Origin of the sequence: Pseudomonas peradeniyensis (assembly GCF_014268935.2) — a bacterium.
GTDB classification, from domain to species: domain Bacteria; phylum Pseudomonadota; class Gammaproteobacteria; order Pseudomonadales; family Pseudomonadaceae; genus Aquipseudomonas; species Aquipseudomonas peradeniyensis.
Genome location: NZ_JABWRJ020000001.1, coordinates 1,540,114 through 1,552,824, shown reverse-complemented (window position 1 = coordinate 1,552,824; position 12,711 = coordinate 1,540,114). Strand labels below are relative to the sequence as shown.

Genomic DNA, 12,711 nt, shown 5'->3' with positions numbered 1-12,711 from the left:
GCGAGCCAGTCATGTCCTTCCAGCACATCCTGTTTTCCATCGGCGACGACGGCGTCGCCCTGCTTTCGCTGAACCGGCCCGAGCAGCTCAACAGCTTCAACAGCGCCATGCACCTGGAAGTGCGCGAGGCGCTGAAGCAGGTGCGCCAGAGCGAAACCGCCCGGGTGCTGCTGCTGACCGGCGAAGGCCGTGGCTTCTGCGCAGGCCAGGACCTGGCCGACCGCAACGTCGCGCCCGGCGCCGAGTTGCCTGACCTTGGTCAGTCCATCGAACAGTTCTACAACCCGCTGGTGCGCAGCCTGCGCGACCTGCCGCTGCCGGTGATCTGCGCGGTCAACGGCGTGGCCGCCGGCGCCGGGGCCAACCTGCCGCTGGCCTGTGACCTGGTGCTGGCGGCGCGCTCGGCAAGCTTCATCCAGGCGTTCTGCAAGATCGGCCTGGTGCCGGACTCCGGCGGCACCTGGCTGCTGCCGCGCCTGGTCGGCATGGCCCGGGCCAAGGCGCTGGCCCTGCTGGGCGAGCGCCTGAGCGCCGAGCAGGCCGAGCAATGGGGGCTGATCCACCGGGTGGTGGACGATGCCGCGCTGCGCGACGAAGCGCTCAAGCTCGCCCGCCACCTGGCGAACCAGCCCACCTATGGCCTGGCCCTGATCAAGCGCGCCCTCAACCAGAGCTTCGACAATCGCTTCGACGAACAACTGGAACTGGAGCGCGACCTGCAACGCCTGGCCGGGCGCAGCGAGGACTACCGCGAGGGCGTCGGTGCCTTCATGAACAAACGCACACCCGTGTTCAAGGGGCGCTGACCATGGCCGCACTCGACAACGACGCCCTGGTGGCGGTGATCGGCGCCGGTGCCATGGGGGCCGGCATCGCCCAGGTGGCGGCCCAGGCCGGGCACCCGGTATGCCTGTATGACAACCGCCCCGGCGCCGCCGCGCAGGCCATCGAGGGTATCGACCGGCAACTCGGCCGACTGGTCGAGAAAGGCAGGCTCACCCCTGACAACCACAGCGCCATCCGCGCTCGCCTGCAACCGTTCGACAGCCTCGACGGCCTTGCCGATGCCCGCCTGGTAATCGAGGCCATCGTCGAAAGCCTGCCGATCAAGCAGGATCTGCTACGCCAGCTTGAAGCCCGCTGCGCCGACGACTGCATCCTGGCCAGCAACACCTCGTCACTGTCGATCACCAGCCTTGCCGCCGGGCTCCGGCACCCGCAACGAGTGATCGGCATGCACTTCTTCAACCCGGCACCGCTGATGGCGCTGGTGGAGGTCGTGTCCGGACTGGCCACGGCGCCGACACTGGCGACCACCCTGTACGACACCGCCCGTAACTGGGGCAAGCAACCGGTGCACACCCGTTCGACGCCGGGCTTTATCGTCAACCGCGTGGCTCGGCCCTTCTACGCCGAAAGCCTGCGCCTGCTGCAGGAGGGCGCCGCCGACTGCGCCACCCTCGATGCCCTGCTGCGCGACGCCGGGGGTTTTCGCATGGGAGCCTTCGAGTTGACCGACCTGATCGGTCACGACGTCAACTACGCGGTGACTTGCTCGGTGTTCGAGGCGTTCTATGGCGATTTCCGCTTCCAGCCATCGCTGGTGCAAAAAGAGCTGGTCGACGCCGGGCGCCTCGGGCGCAAGACCGGCCAGGGCTTCTACAGCTACGCCGACGGTGCCGAGCGACCAGAGCCTGCGGCACTCACCAGCCAGGCGCCTGTCGAGCGCTGCACGGTGGAAGGTGACCTCGGTGTCCTGCAGCCCCTGGTCGAGCGCCTGCGCGCCAAGGGTATCGGCATCACCGAACGCGCTGGCGGCGGCCTGCTGCGGGTGGGGGACGCCACCCTGGCGCTGTCCGATGGCCGCCTGGCCAGCCAGCGCGCCCGCGAGGACGGCTTGCGCAACCTGGTGCTGCTGGACCTGGCCCTGGACTACGCCAACGCCACGCGCCTGGCCATCAGCCACGGCGCCGAGTGCAGTGCCGAGGCCCGGGACCAGGCCGTCGCCTTGCTCGCCCGGGCCGGGCTGAGCGTCTGTCCGGTGGCCGACCTTCCCGGCCTGGTGGTGCTGCGCACCGTGGCGATGCTCGCCAACGAGGCCGCCGACGCGGTGCTGCAAAGCGTCGGCACGCCCGGCGACATCGACCTGGCGATGCGCGCCGGGGTCAATTACCCACGCGGCCCGCTGGCCTGGGCCGACGACCTGGGGGTCGGCTTCACCCTGAACGTACTCGACAACCTGCAACGCAGCTACGGCGAGGAGCGTTACCGCCCGTCCCTGCTGCTACGCCGCACCCACGTCGAAGGAGGCCGCCTGCATGGCTGAACAATCCGCACACACCCTGGCCCGCGCCTGCGCCCAGGCCATGTTCGCCCGCGACGCCGCCAGCCAGGGCCTGGGCATCGAACTGCTCGACGCCGGCCCCGGCAGCGCACGGCTGAGCATGCGCGTGCGCGCCGACATGCTCCAGGGCCACGGCACCTGCCACGGCGGCTACCTGTTCGCCCTGGCCGACTCGGCCTTCGCCTTTGCCTGCAACAGCTACGATGAAGCCGCCGTGGCCCTGGGTTGCAGCATCGACTATGTGGCGCCGGCACGCCTGGGCGACCAGTTGCTGGCCACCGCCGGCGAACAGAGCCGCAAGGGCCGCACCGGCAACTACGACGTGCGCATCGAGAACCAACAGGGCGAGCTGATCGCCCTGTTCCACGGCAAATCCTACAAAGTGCGCGGCACCGTGCTGTCGCCGGAGACCTCCCATGACTGATGCCACCCTGCCCCACGCGCTGATCATCGATGCCGTGCGCACGCCCATCGGCCGCTATGGCGGCGCCCTGGCGAGCGTGCGCCCCGACGACCTCGCCGCGGTGCCGATCAAGGCACTGATGGCGCGCCACCCGGAGCTGGACTGGGCGGCCGTGGACGATGTGATTCTCGGCTGCGCCAACCAGGCCGGCGAAGACAACCGCAACGTCGCGCGCATGGCCGGCCTGCTGGCCGGGCTGCCGATCGAGGTACCCGGCACCACCCTCAACCGCCTGTGCGGCTCGGGTCTGGACGCCATCGGCAACGCCGCCCGCGCCCTGCGCTGCGGCGAGGCCGGGCTGATGCTGGCTGGCGGCGTCGAATCGATGTCGCGAGCACCCTTCGTCATGGGCAAGTCGGAACAGGCGTTCGGTCGCAGCGCGCAGCTGTTCGACACCACCATCGGCTGGCGCTTCGTCAATCCGCTGATGCAGGCGCAATATGGCATCGACTCGATGCCCGAGACCGCCGAGAACGTCGCCGAGCGCTTCGCCATCTCCCGCGAGGACCAGGACGCCTTCGCCCTGCGCAGCCAGCTCAAGGCCGCCGCCGCCCAGGCCAATGGCCGCCTGGCCCGGGAGATCGTCGCGGTGGATATCCCCCAGCGCAAAGGCCCGGCCAAGCGCGTCGAGCACGACGAACATCCACGGGGCGACACCACCCTTGAGCAACTGGCGCGCCTGGGCACACCGTTCCGCGAGGGCGGCAGCGTCACCGCCGGCAATGCCTCTGGCGTCAACGACGGCGCCTGCGCCCTGCTCCTGGCCAGCCCCGCGGCAGCCCGGCGACATGGCCTCAAGGCTCGCGGCCGGGTCCTTGGCCTCGCCGTGGCGGGCGTCGAGCCGCGACTGATGGGCATCGGCCCGGTGCCGGCCACCCGCAAGGTGCTGGAACTGACCGGCCTGTCCCTGGCCGACATGGACGTGATCGAACTCAACGAAGCCTTCGCCGCCCAGGGCCTGGCCGTGCTGCGCGAGCTGGGCCTGGCCGACGACGATCCCCGGGTCAACCCCAACGGCGGCGCCATCGCCCTGGGCCACCCGCTGGGCATGAGCGGCGCGCGGCTGGTCACCACCGCCCTGCACCAGCTGGAGCAGACCGGCCGCCGCTATGCCCTGTGCACCATGTGCATCGGCGTCGGCCAGGGCATCGCCCTTGTGCTCGAACGCCTCTGATCAGCCGCCAGAGACGCCACGCGACGCGGGCAGTATGCTGCCTGCCATGACACTCAGGGCTTCGGCCCACGACAAGAACAACTCGAGTGAAACCATGAATCTCTACCACGATGCCGACCGCGCCCTGCTTGACCCGATGGAAACCGCCAGCCTCGATGCGCTGCGCCAGCACCAGCTGGAACGCCTGCGCTGGAGCCTGAACCACGCCTACGCCAACGTGCCGTTGTATCGCCAGCGTTTCGACGCCTGCGGCGCCCACCCCGATGACCTGAAGTCGCTGGACGACCTGGCGAAGTTCCCCTTCACCGGCAAGAATGACCTGCGCGACAACTACCCCTACGGCATGTTCGCCGTGCCCCAGGACCAGGTGGTGCGCCTGCATGCCTCCAGCGGCACCACCGGCAAGCCGACGGTGGTCGGCTACACCCAGAACGACATCGACACCTGGGCCAACGTGGTGGCGCGCTCGATCCGCGCCGCCGGCGGGCGCCGCGGCGACAAGGTGCACGTGTCCTACGGCTACGGCCTGTTCACCGGCGGCCTGGGCGCGCACTACGGCGCCGAGCGCCTGGGCTGCACGGTGATTCCCATGTCCGGCGGCCAGACCGAGAAGCAGGTGCAGCTGATCCGCGACTTCCAGCCTGACATCATCATGGTCACGCCTTCGTACATGCTCAACCTGGCCGACGAGATCGAGCGCCAGGGCATCGACCCGCACGACCTCAAGCTGCGCCTGGGCATCTTCGGCGCCGAACCCTGGACCGACGAACTGCGCCGCTCCATCGAGCAGCGCCTGGGCATCGATGCGCTGGACATCTACGGGCTGTCGGAAATCATGGGCCCGGGCGTGGCCATGGAATGCCTCGAGACCAAGGACGGCCCGACCATCTGGGAGGACCACTTCTACCCCGAGATCATCGACCCGGTCAGCGGCGTTGTGCTGCCGGACGGCCAGCTCGGCGAGCTGGTGTTCACCTCGCTGAGCAAGGAGGCGTTGCCGATGGTGCGCTACCGCACCCGTGACCTGACCCGACTGCTGCCCGGCACGGCGCGGCCGATGCGGCGCATTGGCAAGATCACCGGGCGCAGCGACGACATGCTGATCATCCGCGGGGTCAATGTGTTCCCGACGCAGATCGAGGAACAGGTGCTCAAGATAAAACAACTTTCAGAGCTTTATGAGATTCATCTGTATCGTAATGGCAACCTCGACAGTGTCGAGGTGCATGTGGAACTGCGCAACGACAGCCAGTACCTCGACGAGGGCCAGCGCAAGCAGGTGGTGGGCGAGTTGGCGCGGCAGATCAAGACCTATATCGGTATCAGCACGCAGATCCAGTTGCAGCCTTGCGGCACGCTGAAGCGTTCGGAGGGCAAGGCTTGTCATGTGTATGACAAGCGCTTGGCTGGCTGACAGCAAGCACTTAGAAGGAAGCCCCGGCATGGTCCGGGGCTTTTTTTGGCCTCGAGAAAACCGGGGGCGCTTTGCGCCCCTTTCGCGACGCAAGGCCGCTCCCACAGAGTTTGCGCGGTACCTGTGGGAGCGGCCTTGCGTCGCGAAAGGGCTGCGCAGCAGCCCCGGCAATCTAAAAGCGATACACAAATCTTATTCGATACATCAAATACTGTTTGATGTTGTGTTTTGTATCGCTTATAAATGAGCCACGCCCCAAGCAGCCCACAACCGGGAGCCCGAACATGTACGCACAGCTCGTAGAAACCGGCGTCAAGCGCCTCAAGTCCCTGGAGGAGATGTCGCCCGAAGAGCGCGCCTTCCAGGAGAAGATCGACGCCGAGATCAAGATCGAAGCCAAGAACTGGATGCCCGAGGCCTACCGCCAGACCCTGATCCGCCAGATCTCCCAACACGCCCACTCGGAAATCGTCGGCATGCTCCCGGAAGGCAACTGGGTCACCCGCGCCCCGTCGCTCAAGCGCAAGCTGCAGCTGATGGCCAAGATCCAGGACGAAGCCGGCCACGGCCTGTACCTGTACAGCGCCATGGAAACCCTCGGCGCCGATCGCGACGACGAGATCGCCAAGCTGCACAGCGGCAAGGCCAAGTACTCGAGCATCTTCAACTACCCGACCCTGAGCTGGGCCGACATGGGCGCGGTGGGCTGGCTGGTGGACGGCGCGGCGATCGTCAACCAGGTGGTGCTGCAGCGCACCTCCTACGGCCCCTATTCGCGCGCCATGATTCGCATCTGCAAGGAAGAGAGCTTCCACCAGCGCCAGGGCTACGAACTGCTGCTGACCATGATGCGCCACGGCACCCAGGCGCAGAAGGACATGGTCCAGGACGCCATCGACCGCCTGTGGTGGCCGGCGCTGATGATGTTCGGCCCCAGCGACGAGCATTCCCCCAACAGCGCCCAGTCCATGGCCTGGAAGATCAAGCGCCAGACCAACGACGAACTGCGCCAGCGTTTCATCGACCAGACCGTGCCCCAGCTCGAACTGCTCGGCTGCACCGCGCCGGATCCGGCCCTGAAGTGGAACGAGGCCCGCGGCCACTACGACTTCGGCGAGATCCAGTGGGACGAGTTCTACGAAGTGATCAAAGGCAACGGCCCGTGCAACCAGGAACGCCTGGCCACCCGGCGCAACGCCATCGAAAGCGGTGCCTGGGTGCGCGAGGCCGCCGTGGCCTATGCCCGCAAGCAACAGAACAAGAACGCCGCCTGAAGCGGCGAATGATGCGGAGATACCCCCAATGTCTGTCTGGACCCTGTTCGAAGTCTTCGTGCGCAGCAAGCACGGCCTGAACCACAAGCACGTCGGCAGCGTGCACGCCGCCGACGCCGCCATGGCCATCGAGAATGCCCGCGAGCTGTACACCCGCCGCAGCGAGGGGGTGAGCCTGTGGGTGGTGCCCTCGGCGCTGATCACCGCCTCCTCCCCCGACGAGAAGGACCCGCTGTTCGCCCCGGCCGATGACAAGGTCTATCGCCACGCCAGCTTCTACGAGCTGCCGGCCGAAGTCGGACACATGTGAGGCGCGCCATGCACAAGCAAGCACTGATTCAATACCTGCTGCTGCTCGGCGACAGCGCCCTGGTCCAGGGCCAGCGCCTGTGCGAGTGGTGCGGCAAGGCCCCGGCGCTGGAGGAAGAACTGGCGCTGATGAACGTCGGCCTCGACCTGGTCGGCCAGGCCCGCAACTGGCTGGACTATGCCGCTGAACTGCAGGGGGACGGCCATGACGCCGACGCCCTGGCCTTCCGTCGCGACGAACGCGCCTACCGCAATCTGCTGCTGGTCGAGCAACCCAACGGCGACTACGCCGTGACGATGCTCAAGCAGTTCTTTTACGACGCCTGGCACCATGCCATGCTCGATGGCTTGAGTGCCTCGGGCGATGAGCGTATCGCCGGCATCGCCGCCAAGGCCCTGAAGGAGGTGACCTACCACCTGCGCCGCTCCGGCGAATGGGTGCAGCGCCTGGGCGGCGGCACCGAGGAAAGCCGCCGGCGCATGCTCGAGGCCATTCCGGTGCTGTGGCGCTTCACCGTCGAGCTGACGGTGGCCAGCGACAGCGAAGTACAGCTGGCTCAAGCCGGCATTGCCGCCGACCCGACGCAGGTCGCCCAGCGCTGGCACGCCGCGGTGGAGGCGATCTTCGCCTCGGTCGAGCTGCCGCTGCCCAAAGCCGCCAGCCACTTCTACCTGGACGGGCGCAAGGGCCTGCACACCGAACACCTGGGCCTGCTGCTGGCCGAGATGCAGTTCTTGCCGCGAGCCTACCCCGATGCGACCTGGTGAGCTGATCGCGGGTGACCGCGGCGCCCGCGCCCTGCGCGACGGCGACCTGGCACAGGCCTGGGCAGTGCTGGCCGAGGTGATGGACCCGGAGGTGCCGGTGGTCAGCGTGATCGACCTAGGGATAGTCCGCGACCTCGACTGGCGCGCCGGCCACCTGCACCTGGTGGTCACCCCGACCTACTCCGGCTGTCCGGCCACCGAGGTAATCGAGGGCGATATCCGCCAGGCCCTGGAGCAGGCCGGGTTCGCCGAACCCGCGCTGGAGCGCAGGCTTACCCCGGCCTGGAGTACCGACTGGATCAGCGACCAGGGCCGCGAGCGCCTGCGCGCCTACGGCATCGCTCCACCCGCCGGCAGTGCCAGCCTGCGCGGGGCCTCGCCCACGGTGTGCTGCCCGCAATGCGCAAGCAGCGATACCGAACTGCTCAGCCAGTTCGGTTCCACCGCCTGCAAGGCCCTGTACCGCTGCCGTGCGTGCCTGGAACCGTTCGACTATTTCAAATGCCTTTGAGCCGTGGAGAACGCCATGAGCCAGTTTCACAGCCTGACCGTCCGGCAAGTGCGCCAGGAGACCCGCGACGCGGTGTCCATCGCCTTCGACGTGCCCGCGCACTTGCGCGAAGAGTTCCGTTTCACCCAGGGCCAGTACCTGGTCATGCGCACCCGACTGGATGACGAAGAGGTGCGCCGCTCCTACTCGATCTGCAGCGCGGTGCAGGACGGCGAATTACGCGTGGCGGTCAAACGCGTGCCGGGCGGTCGTTTCTCGGCCTTCGCCAACGAAGTGCTCAAGGCCGGCCAGCAGTTGGAGGTGATGCCGCCGTCGGGCAGCTTCTTCGTGCCGTTGGACCCAACGCGCCGGGGCCACTACCTGGGCGTGGCCGCCGGCAGCGGCATCACCCCCATCCTGTCGCTGGTCGCCACGACATTGGCCTGCGAGCCTCACAGCCGCTTCACCTTGCTGTACGGCAACCGCGCCAGCAACAGCGCGCTGTTCCGCGATCGCCTGGAAGACCTGAAGAACCAGTACCTCGACCGCCTCAACCTGATCTTCGTGTTCAGCCGCGAGCAGCAGGACGTCGACCTGTACAACGGCCGCATCGACGCCGACAAGTGCGGCCAGCTGTTCGCCCGCTGGCTCGACGTGAAGTCACTCGATGCGGCGTTCATCTGCGGCCCGCAGGCGATGACCGAGACCGTGCGCGACAGCCTGCAGGCCAACGGTCTGGCCAGGGAGCGCATCCACTTCGAGCTGTTCGCCGCCGCCGGTGGCGAGGCCCGTCGCGAAGCCCGCGAGGCGGCGCGGCAGGTGGATTCGGCGGTCAGCCACGTCACCGTGATCAGCGACGGCCGCGCCCTGGCCTTCGACCTGCCGCGCAACACCCGCAGCGTGCTCGAGGCCGGCAACGCCATCGGCGCCGAGCTGCCCTGGTCGTGCAAGGCCGGGGTGTGCTCGACCTGCAAGTGCAAGGTGATCGAGGGCGAGGTGGAGATGGACAGCAACCATGCCCTGGAGGACTACGAAGTGGCGGCCGGGTATGTGCTGTCGTGCCAGACCTACCCGCTGAGCGACAAGGTGGTGCTCGATTTCGATCAGCTTTGAGATCGAGGCGCCCGGCGCGTTGTGGGAGCGGCCTTGCCGAGGCGTCGGACCGGTCGGAAAGGGCTGCGCAGCAGCCCCAGCAATCGCTGCCGAGCTGCTGGGTTCCTGGGACCGCGTTGCGGTCCTTTCGCGACACAAGGCCGCTCCCACAGAGAAATTGCAAACCTTCGGCAACACCCGCGTGACCTGAAAAAACAATTACAACAGCCAGAGAGAACGCTCCCATGACACCCGAACACCTCGAATCCATCAGCAAGCACCCCGCCTTCGTGCAACTGATCCAGCGCAAGCGCCGCCTAAACGGCTCGCTGACCCTGACCATGCTCGTCGCCTACTACGGCTTCGTCCTGCTGGTGGCCTTCGCCCCCGGCGTGCTCGGCCAGTCCCTCAGCGGCGGCGTGACCAGCGTCGGCATGCTGGTGGGCGTGTTGATGGTGCTGCTGTCCTTCGCCCTCACCGGCGTCTACATGCACCGCGCCAACCGCGTCATCGACCCGCTCAACGAGGTGGTCAAGCAGGAGTGCGCGCGATGAACTGGACCGCCATCTCGATGTTCCTGGTGTTCGTCGGTTTCACCCTGCTGGTGACCCGCTGGGCCGCCCTGCGCACCCGTTCGGCCAGTGACTTCTACACCGCCGGCGGCGGCCTGACCGGCATGCAGAACGGCCTGGCGATCGCCGGCGACATGATCAGCGCCGCCTCCTTCCTGGGCATCTCGGCGATGATGTTCATGAACGGCTACGACGGCCTGCTCTACGCCCTGGGCGTGCTGGCCGGCTGGCCGATCATCCTGTTCCTGATCGCCGAGCGCCTGCGCAACCTGGGCAAGTACACCTTTGCCGACGTGGTTTCCTACCGCCTGGCCCAGGCCCCGGTGCGCCTGACCTCGGCCTTCGGCACCCTGGCCGTGGCGCTGATGTACCTGGTGGCGCAGATGGTCGGCGCCGGCAAGCTGATCGAGCTGCTGTTCGGCATCAGCTACCTGTACGCGGTGATGCTGGTGGGCGTGCTGATGGTGCTGTACGTCACCTTCGGCGGCATGCTCGCCACCACCTGGGTGCAGATCATCAAGGCGGTGATGCTGCTGTCGGGCACCACCTTCATGGCCTTCATGGTGCTCAGGCACTTCAGCTTCAGCACCGAGGCGATGTTCGCCAGCGCCGTGGCCGTGCACGCCAAGGGCCAGGCGATCATGGCGCCGGGGGCGCTGCTGTCCAACCCGGTGGACGCCATCTCCCTGGGCCTGGGTATGATGTTCGGCACGGCCGGCCTGCCGCATATCCTCATGCGCTTCTTCACCGTCAGCGACGCCAAGGAAGCGCGCAAGAGCGTGTTCTACGCCACCGGTTTCATCGGCTACTTCTACCTGCTGCTGATCGTCATCGGCTTCGGCGCCATCGTCATGGTCGGCACCGAGCCGTCCTACCGCGACGCCAGCGGGGCGATCATCGGCGGCGGCAACATGGTCGCGGTACACCTGGCCCAGGCCGTGGGCGGCAACCTGTTCCTTGGCTTCATCTCGGCGGTGGCCTTCGCCACCATCCTCGCCGTTGTGGCGGGCCTGGCGCTGTCCGGCGCATCGGCGGTGTCCCACGACCTGTACGCCTGTGTGGTGCGCAAGGGCCAGGCCAGCGAACAGGAAGAGATGCGCGTCTCGCGCCTGGCCACCCTGGGGATCGGCCTGTTCGCGGTGCTGCTGGGGTTGCTGTTCGAGTCGCAGAACATCGCCTTCCTCTCCGGCCTGGTGCTGGCGGTGGCCGCCTCGGTCAACTTCCCGGTGCTGCTGCTCTCGATGTTCTGGAAAGGCCTGACCACCCGCGGCGCGGTGGGCGGCAGCCTGGCCGGGCTGGTCTCGGCCATCGTCCTGGTGGTGCTGGGCCCGGCGGTATGGGTCAACGTGCTGCATAACGAGCGGGCGCTGTTCCCCTACAGCAACCCGGCGCTGTTCTCCATGTCGCTGGCCTTCCTCGCCGCCTGGGCCTTCTCGGTCACCGACGGCTCGGAGCGGGCACGCGAAGAACGTGGGCGTTACCTGGCCCAGTTCATCCGCTCGATGACCGGTATCGGCGCCGCCGGCGCCAGCAAGCACTGACCTCAAGAACAATAACAATGTCGGGTACAACAACAATGAACCGCACGCACCTCAAGTCAGCCGCCTGGCTGGCCACCCTCGCCCTGCCCTTGCCGGCCATGGCGGACTTTATCGCTGACAGCCACGCACGCCTGGAACTGCGCAACCACTACATCAACCGCGACTTCCGCCAGAGCAACGCCCCGCAGAGCAAGGCCGAGGAATGGGGCCAGGGTTTCACCGCCCGCTTCGAATCGGGTTTCACCGAGGGCCCGGTCGGTGTCGGGGTGGACGCCATGGGCCAATTGGGCATCAAGCTCGACTCCAGCCGCGACCGGCGCAACACCGGCCTGCTGCCCTACGGACCGCGCAGCCTGGAGCCGGTGGACGACTACAGCGAACTGGGCCTGACCGGCAAGCTGAGGGTGTCCAAGAGCACCCTGCGCCTGGGCACCTTGCAGCCGATCCTGCCGGTGGTGGTGTACAACGACACCCGCCTGCTCGCCTCGACCTTCCAGGGCGGCCTGCTGACCAGCCAGGAACTGGACGGCCTGACCTTCAACGGCGGCCGCCTGACCAAGGCCAACCTGCGCGACTCTTCCGGGCGCGACGACATCGGCTACGGCGCCGCCAGCAGCGACCACTTCGACTTCGGCGGCGGCAGCTACGCCATCACCCCGCAGACCAGCGTCAGCTACTACTACGCCAAGCTCGAGGACATCTACCGCCAGCAGTATGTGGGCTTGCTGCACACCCAGCCCCTGGCCGAAGGCGTCAGCCTGCGCAGCGACCTGCGCTACTTCGACAGCCGCGGCGACGGCGCCGAGCGTGCCGGGCGCATCGACAACCGCAACTTCAACGCCATGTTCACCCTGGGCGTGAAGGCCCACAAGTTCACCGCCACCTGGCAGCAGATGTCCGGCGACAGCGCCTTCCCGTTCCTCAACGGCGGCGATCCGTACACCGTCAACCTGGTCACCTACAACACCTTCACCCGCGCCGGGCTCGACTCCTGGCAACTGCGCTACGACTACGACTTCGTCGCGATGGGCATCCCCGGGCTGAGTTTCATGACCCGCTACACCGACGGCCGCCACGCCGAAACCGCCACGCTCAGTAATGGCCGCGAGCGCGAGCGCGACACCGACATCACCTACGTCATCCAGAGCGGCCCGTTCAAGGACGTCAGCCTGCGCTGGCGCAACGTCACCTTCCGTTCCGGCAACGGCCTGACCAACGCCGTGGACGAGAACCGCCTGATCATCGGCTACACCGTGGCGCTCTGGTAACC

The 12,711-nt window shown here is 67.4% G+C and carries 12 protein-coding genes and 1 pseudogene; all 13 read left to right on the top strand.

Annotation, left to right across the window (positions count from 1 at the left end):
* Window positions 1–11 precede the first annotated feature (11 nt).
* The 13 genes and pseudogenes from paaG (at window position 12) to HU751_RS06685 (ending at window position 12,709) form a co-directional block, all read left to right on the top strand.
* Window positions 12–806, top strand: coding sequence for a 2-(1,2-epoxy-1,2-dihydrophenyl)acetyl-CoA isomerase PaaG (gene paaG, locus HU751_RS06745; RefSeq protein WP_186732796.1), 795 nt, complete (start codon window positions 12–14; stop codon window positions 804–806).
* A gap of 2 nt (window positions 807–808) precedes the next feature.
* Entirely contained in the window at window positions 809–2,326 is a 1,518-nt protein-coding gene (gene paaH / locus HU751_RS06740) for a 3-hydroxyacyl-CoA dehydrogenase PaaH (protein ID WP_186732795.1), read from the top strand.
* On the top strand, window positions 2,319–2,768 hold the full coding sequence (gene paaI / locus HU751_RS06735) for a hydroxyphenylacetyl-CoA thioesterase PaaI (protein WP_186713285.1): 450 nt from the start codon (window positions 2,319–2,321) through the stop codon (window positions 2,766–2,768). Before paaH ends, paaI begins: the two co-directional genes overlap by 8 nt.
* Complete coding sequence (gene pcaF, locus HU751_RS06730; RefSeq protein ID WP_186732794.1) at window positions 2,761–3,981, top strand: 3-oxoadipyl-CoA thiolase; 1,221 nt, start codon at window positions 2,761–2,763, stop codon at window positions 3,979–3,981. The genes paaI and pcaF overlap by 8 nt, the downstream gene beginning before the upstream one ends.
* A gap of 94 nt (window positions 3,982–4,075) precedes the next feature.
* On the top strand, window positions 4,076–5,395 hold the full coding sequence (gene paaK / locus HU751_RS06725) for a phenylacetate--CoA ligase PaaK (protein WP_186732793.1): 1,320 nt from the start codon (window positions 4,076–4,078) through the stop codon (window positions 5,393–5,395).
* A gap of 284 nt (window positions 5,396–5,679) precedes the next feature.
* A complete protein-coding gene (gene paaA / locus HU751_RS06720) occupies window positions 5,680–6,669 on the top strand; it encodes a 1,2-phenylacetyl-CoA epoxidase subunit PaaA (RefSeq protein ID WP_186732792.1) in 990 nt (329 codons plus the stop codon).
* A 28-nt stretch (window positions 6,670–6,697) separates the two neighbouring features.
* A complete protein-coding gene (gene paaB, locus HU751_RS06715) occupies window positions 6,698–6,979 on the top strand; it encodes a 1,2-phenylacetyl-CoA epoxidase subunit PaaB (protein WP_011533969.1) in 282 nt (93 codons plus the stop codon).
* Between the two features lie 8 nt (window positions 6,980–6,987).
* Complete coding sequence (gene paaC, locus HU751_RS06710) at window positions 6,988–7,746, top strand: 1,2-phenylacetyl-CoA epoxidase subunit PaaC (protein WP_186732791.1); 759 nt, start codon at window positions 6,988–6,990, stop codon at window positions 7,744–7,746.
* The gene (paaD, locus tag HU751_RS06705) at window positions 7,733–8,257 is read left to right on the top strand and encodes a 1,2-phenylacetyl-CoA epoxidase subunit PaaD (protein WP_186732790.1); all 525 of its coding nucleotides are present in this window, start codon (window positions 7,733–7,735) and stop codon (window positions 8,255–8,257) included. Before paaC ends, paaD begins: the two co-directional genes overlap by 14 nt.
* A gap of 15 nt (window positions 8,258–8,272) precedes the next feature.
* On the top strand, window positions 8,273–9,349 hold the full coding sequence (gene paaE, locus HU751_RS06700; protein ID WP_186732789.1) for a 1,2-phenylacetyl-CoA epoxidase subunit PaaE: 1,077 nt from the start codon (window positions 8,273–8,275) through the stop codon (window positions 9,347–9,349).
* A gap of 224 nt (window positions 9,350–9,573) precedes the next feature.
* Window positions 9,574–9,882: a DUF485 domain-containing protein gene (locus HU751_RS06695; RefSeq protein WP_028688889.1), complete on the top strand. Its 309-nt coding sequence runs from the start codon at window positions 9,574–9,576 to the stop codon at window positions 9,880–9,882.
* Window positions 9,873–11,441, top strand: a pseudogene (locus HU751_RS06690) (cation acetate symporter); the annotation flags it as partial. The gene HU751_RS06695 and the pseudogene HU751_RS06690, both read left to right, overlap by 10 nt.
* A gap of 35 nt (window positions 11,442–11,476) precedes the next feature.
* A complete protein-coding gene (locus tag HU751_RS06685) occupies window positions 11,477–12,709 on the top strand; it encodes an OprD family porin (protein WP_186732787.1) in 1,233 nt (410 codons plus the stop codon).
* Window positions 12,710–12,711 lie beyond the last annotated feature (2 nt).

Coding starts and splice junctions, on each gene's coding strand:
- paaG (WP_186732796.1), top strand. CDS start 12: ATGTCCTTCCAGCACATCCTGTTTTCCATCGGCGACGACGGCGTCGCC.
- paaK (WP_186732793.1), top strand. CDS start 4,076: ATGAATCTCTACCACGATGCCGACCGCGCCCTGCTTGACCCGATGGAA.
- paaB (WP_011533969.1), top strand. CDS start 6,698: ATGTCTGTCTGGACCCTGTTCGAAGTCTTCGTGCGCAGCAAGCACGGC.
- paaE (WP_186732789.1), top strand. CDS start 8,273: ATGAGCCAGTTTCACAGCCTGACCGTCCGGCAAGTGCGCCAGGAGACC.
- HU751_RS06695 (WP_028688889.1), top strand. CDS start 9,574: ATGACACCCGAACACCTCGAATCCATCAGCAAGCACCCCGCCTTCGTG.
- paaD (WP_186732790.1), top strand. CDS start 7,733: ATGCGACCTGGTGAGCTGATCGCGGGTGACCGCGGCGCCCGCGCCCTG.
- paaC (WP_186732791.1), top strand. CDS start 6,988: ATGCACAAGCAAGCACTGATTCAATACCTGCTGCTGCTCGGCGACAGC.
- paaH (WP_186732795.1), top strand. CDS start 809: ATGGCCGCACTCGACAACGACGCCCTGGTGGCGGTGATCGGCGCCGGT.
- paaI (WP_186713285.1), top strand. CDS start 2,319: ATGGCTGAACAATCCGCACACACCCTGGCCCGCGCCTGCGCCCAGGCC.
- paaA (WP_186732792.1), top strand. CDS start 5,680: ATGTACGCACAGCTCGTAGAAACCGGCGTCAAGCGCCTCAAGTCCCTG.
- pcaF (WP_186732794.1), top strand. CDS start 2,761: ATGACTGATGCCACCCTGCCCCACGCGCTGATCATCGATGCCGTGCGC.
- HU751_RS06685 (WP_186732787.1), top strand. CDS start 11,477: ATGAACCGCACGCACCTCAAGTCAGCCGCCTGGCTGGCCACCCTCGCC.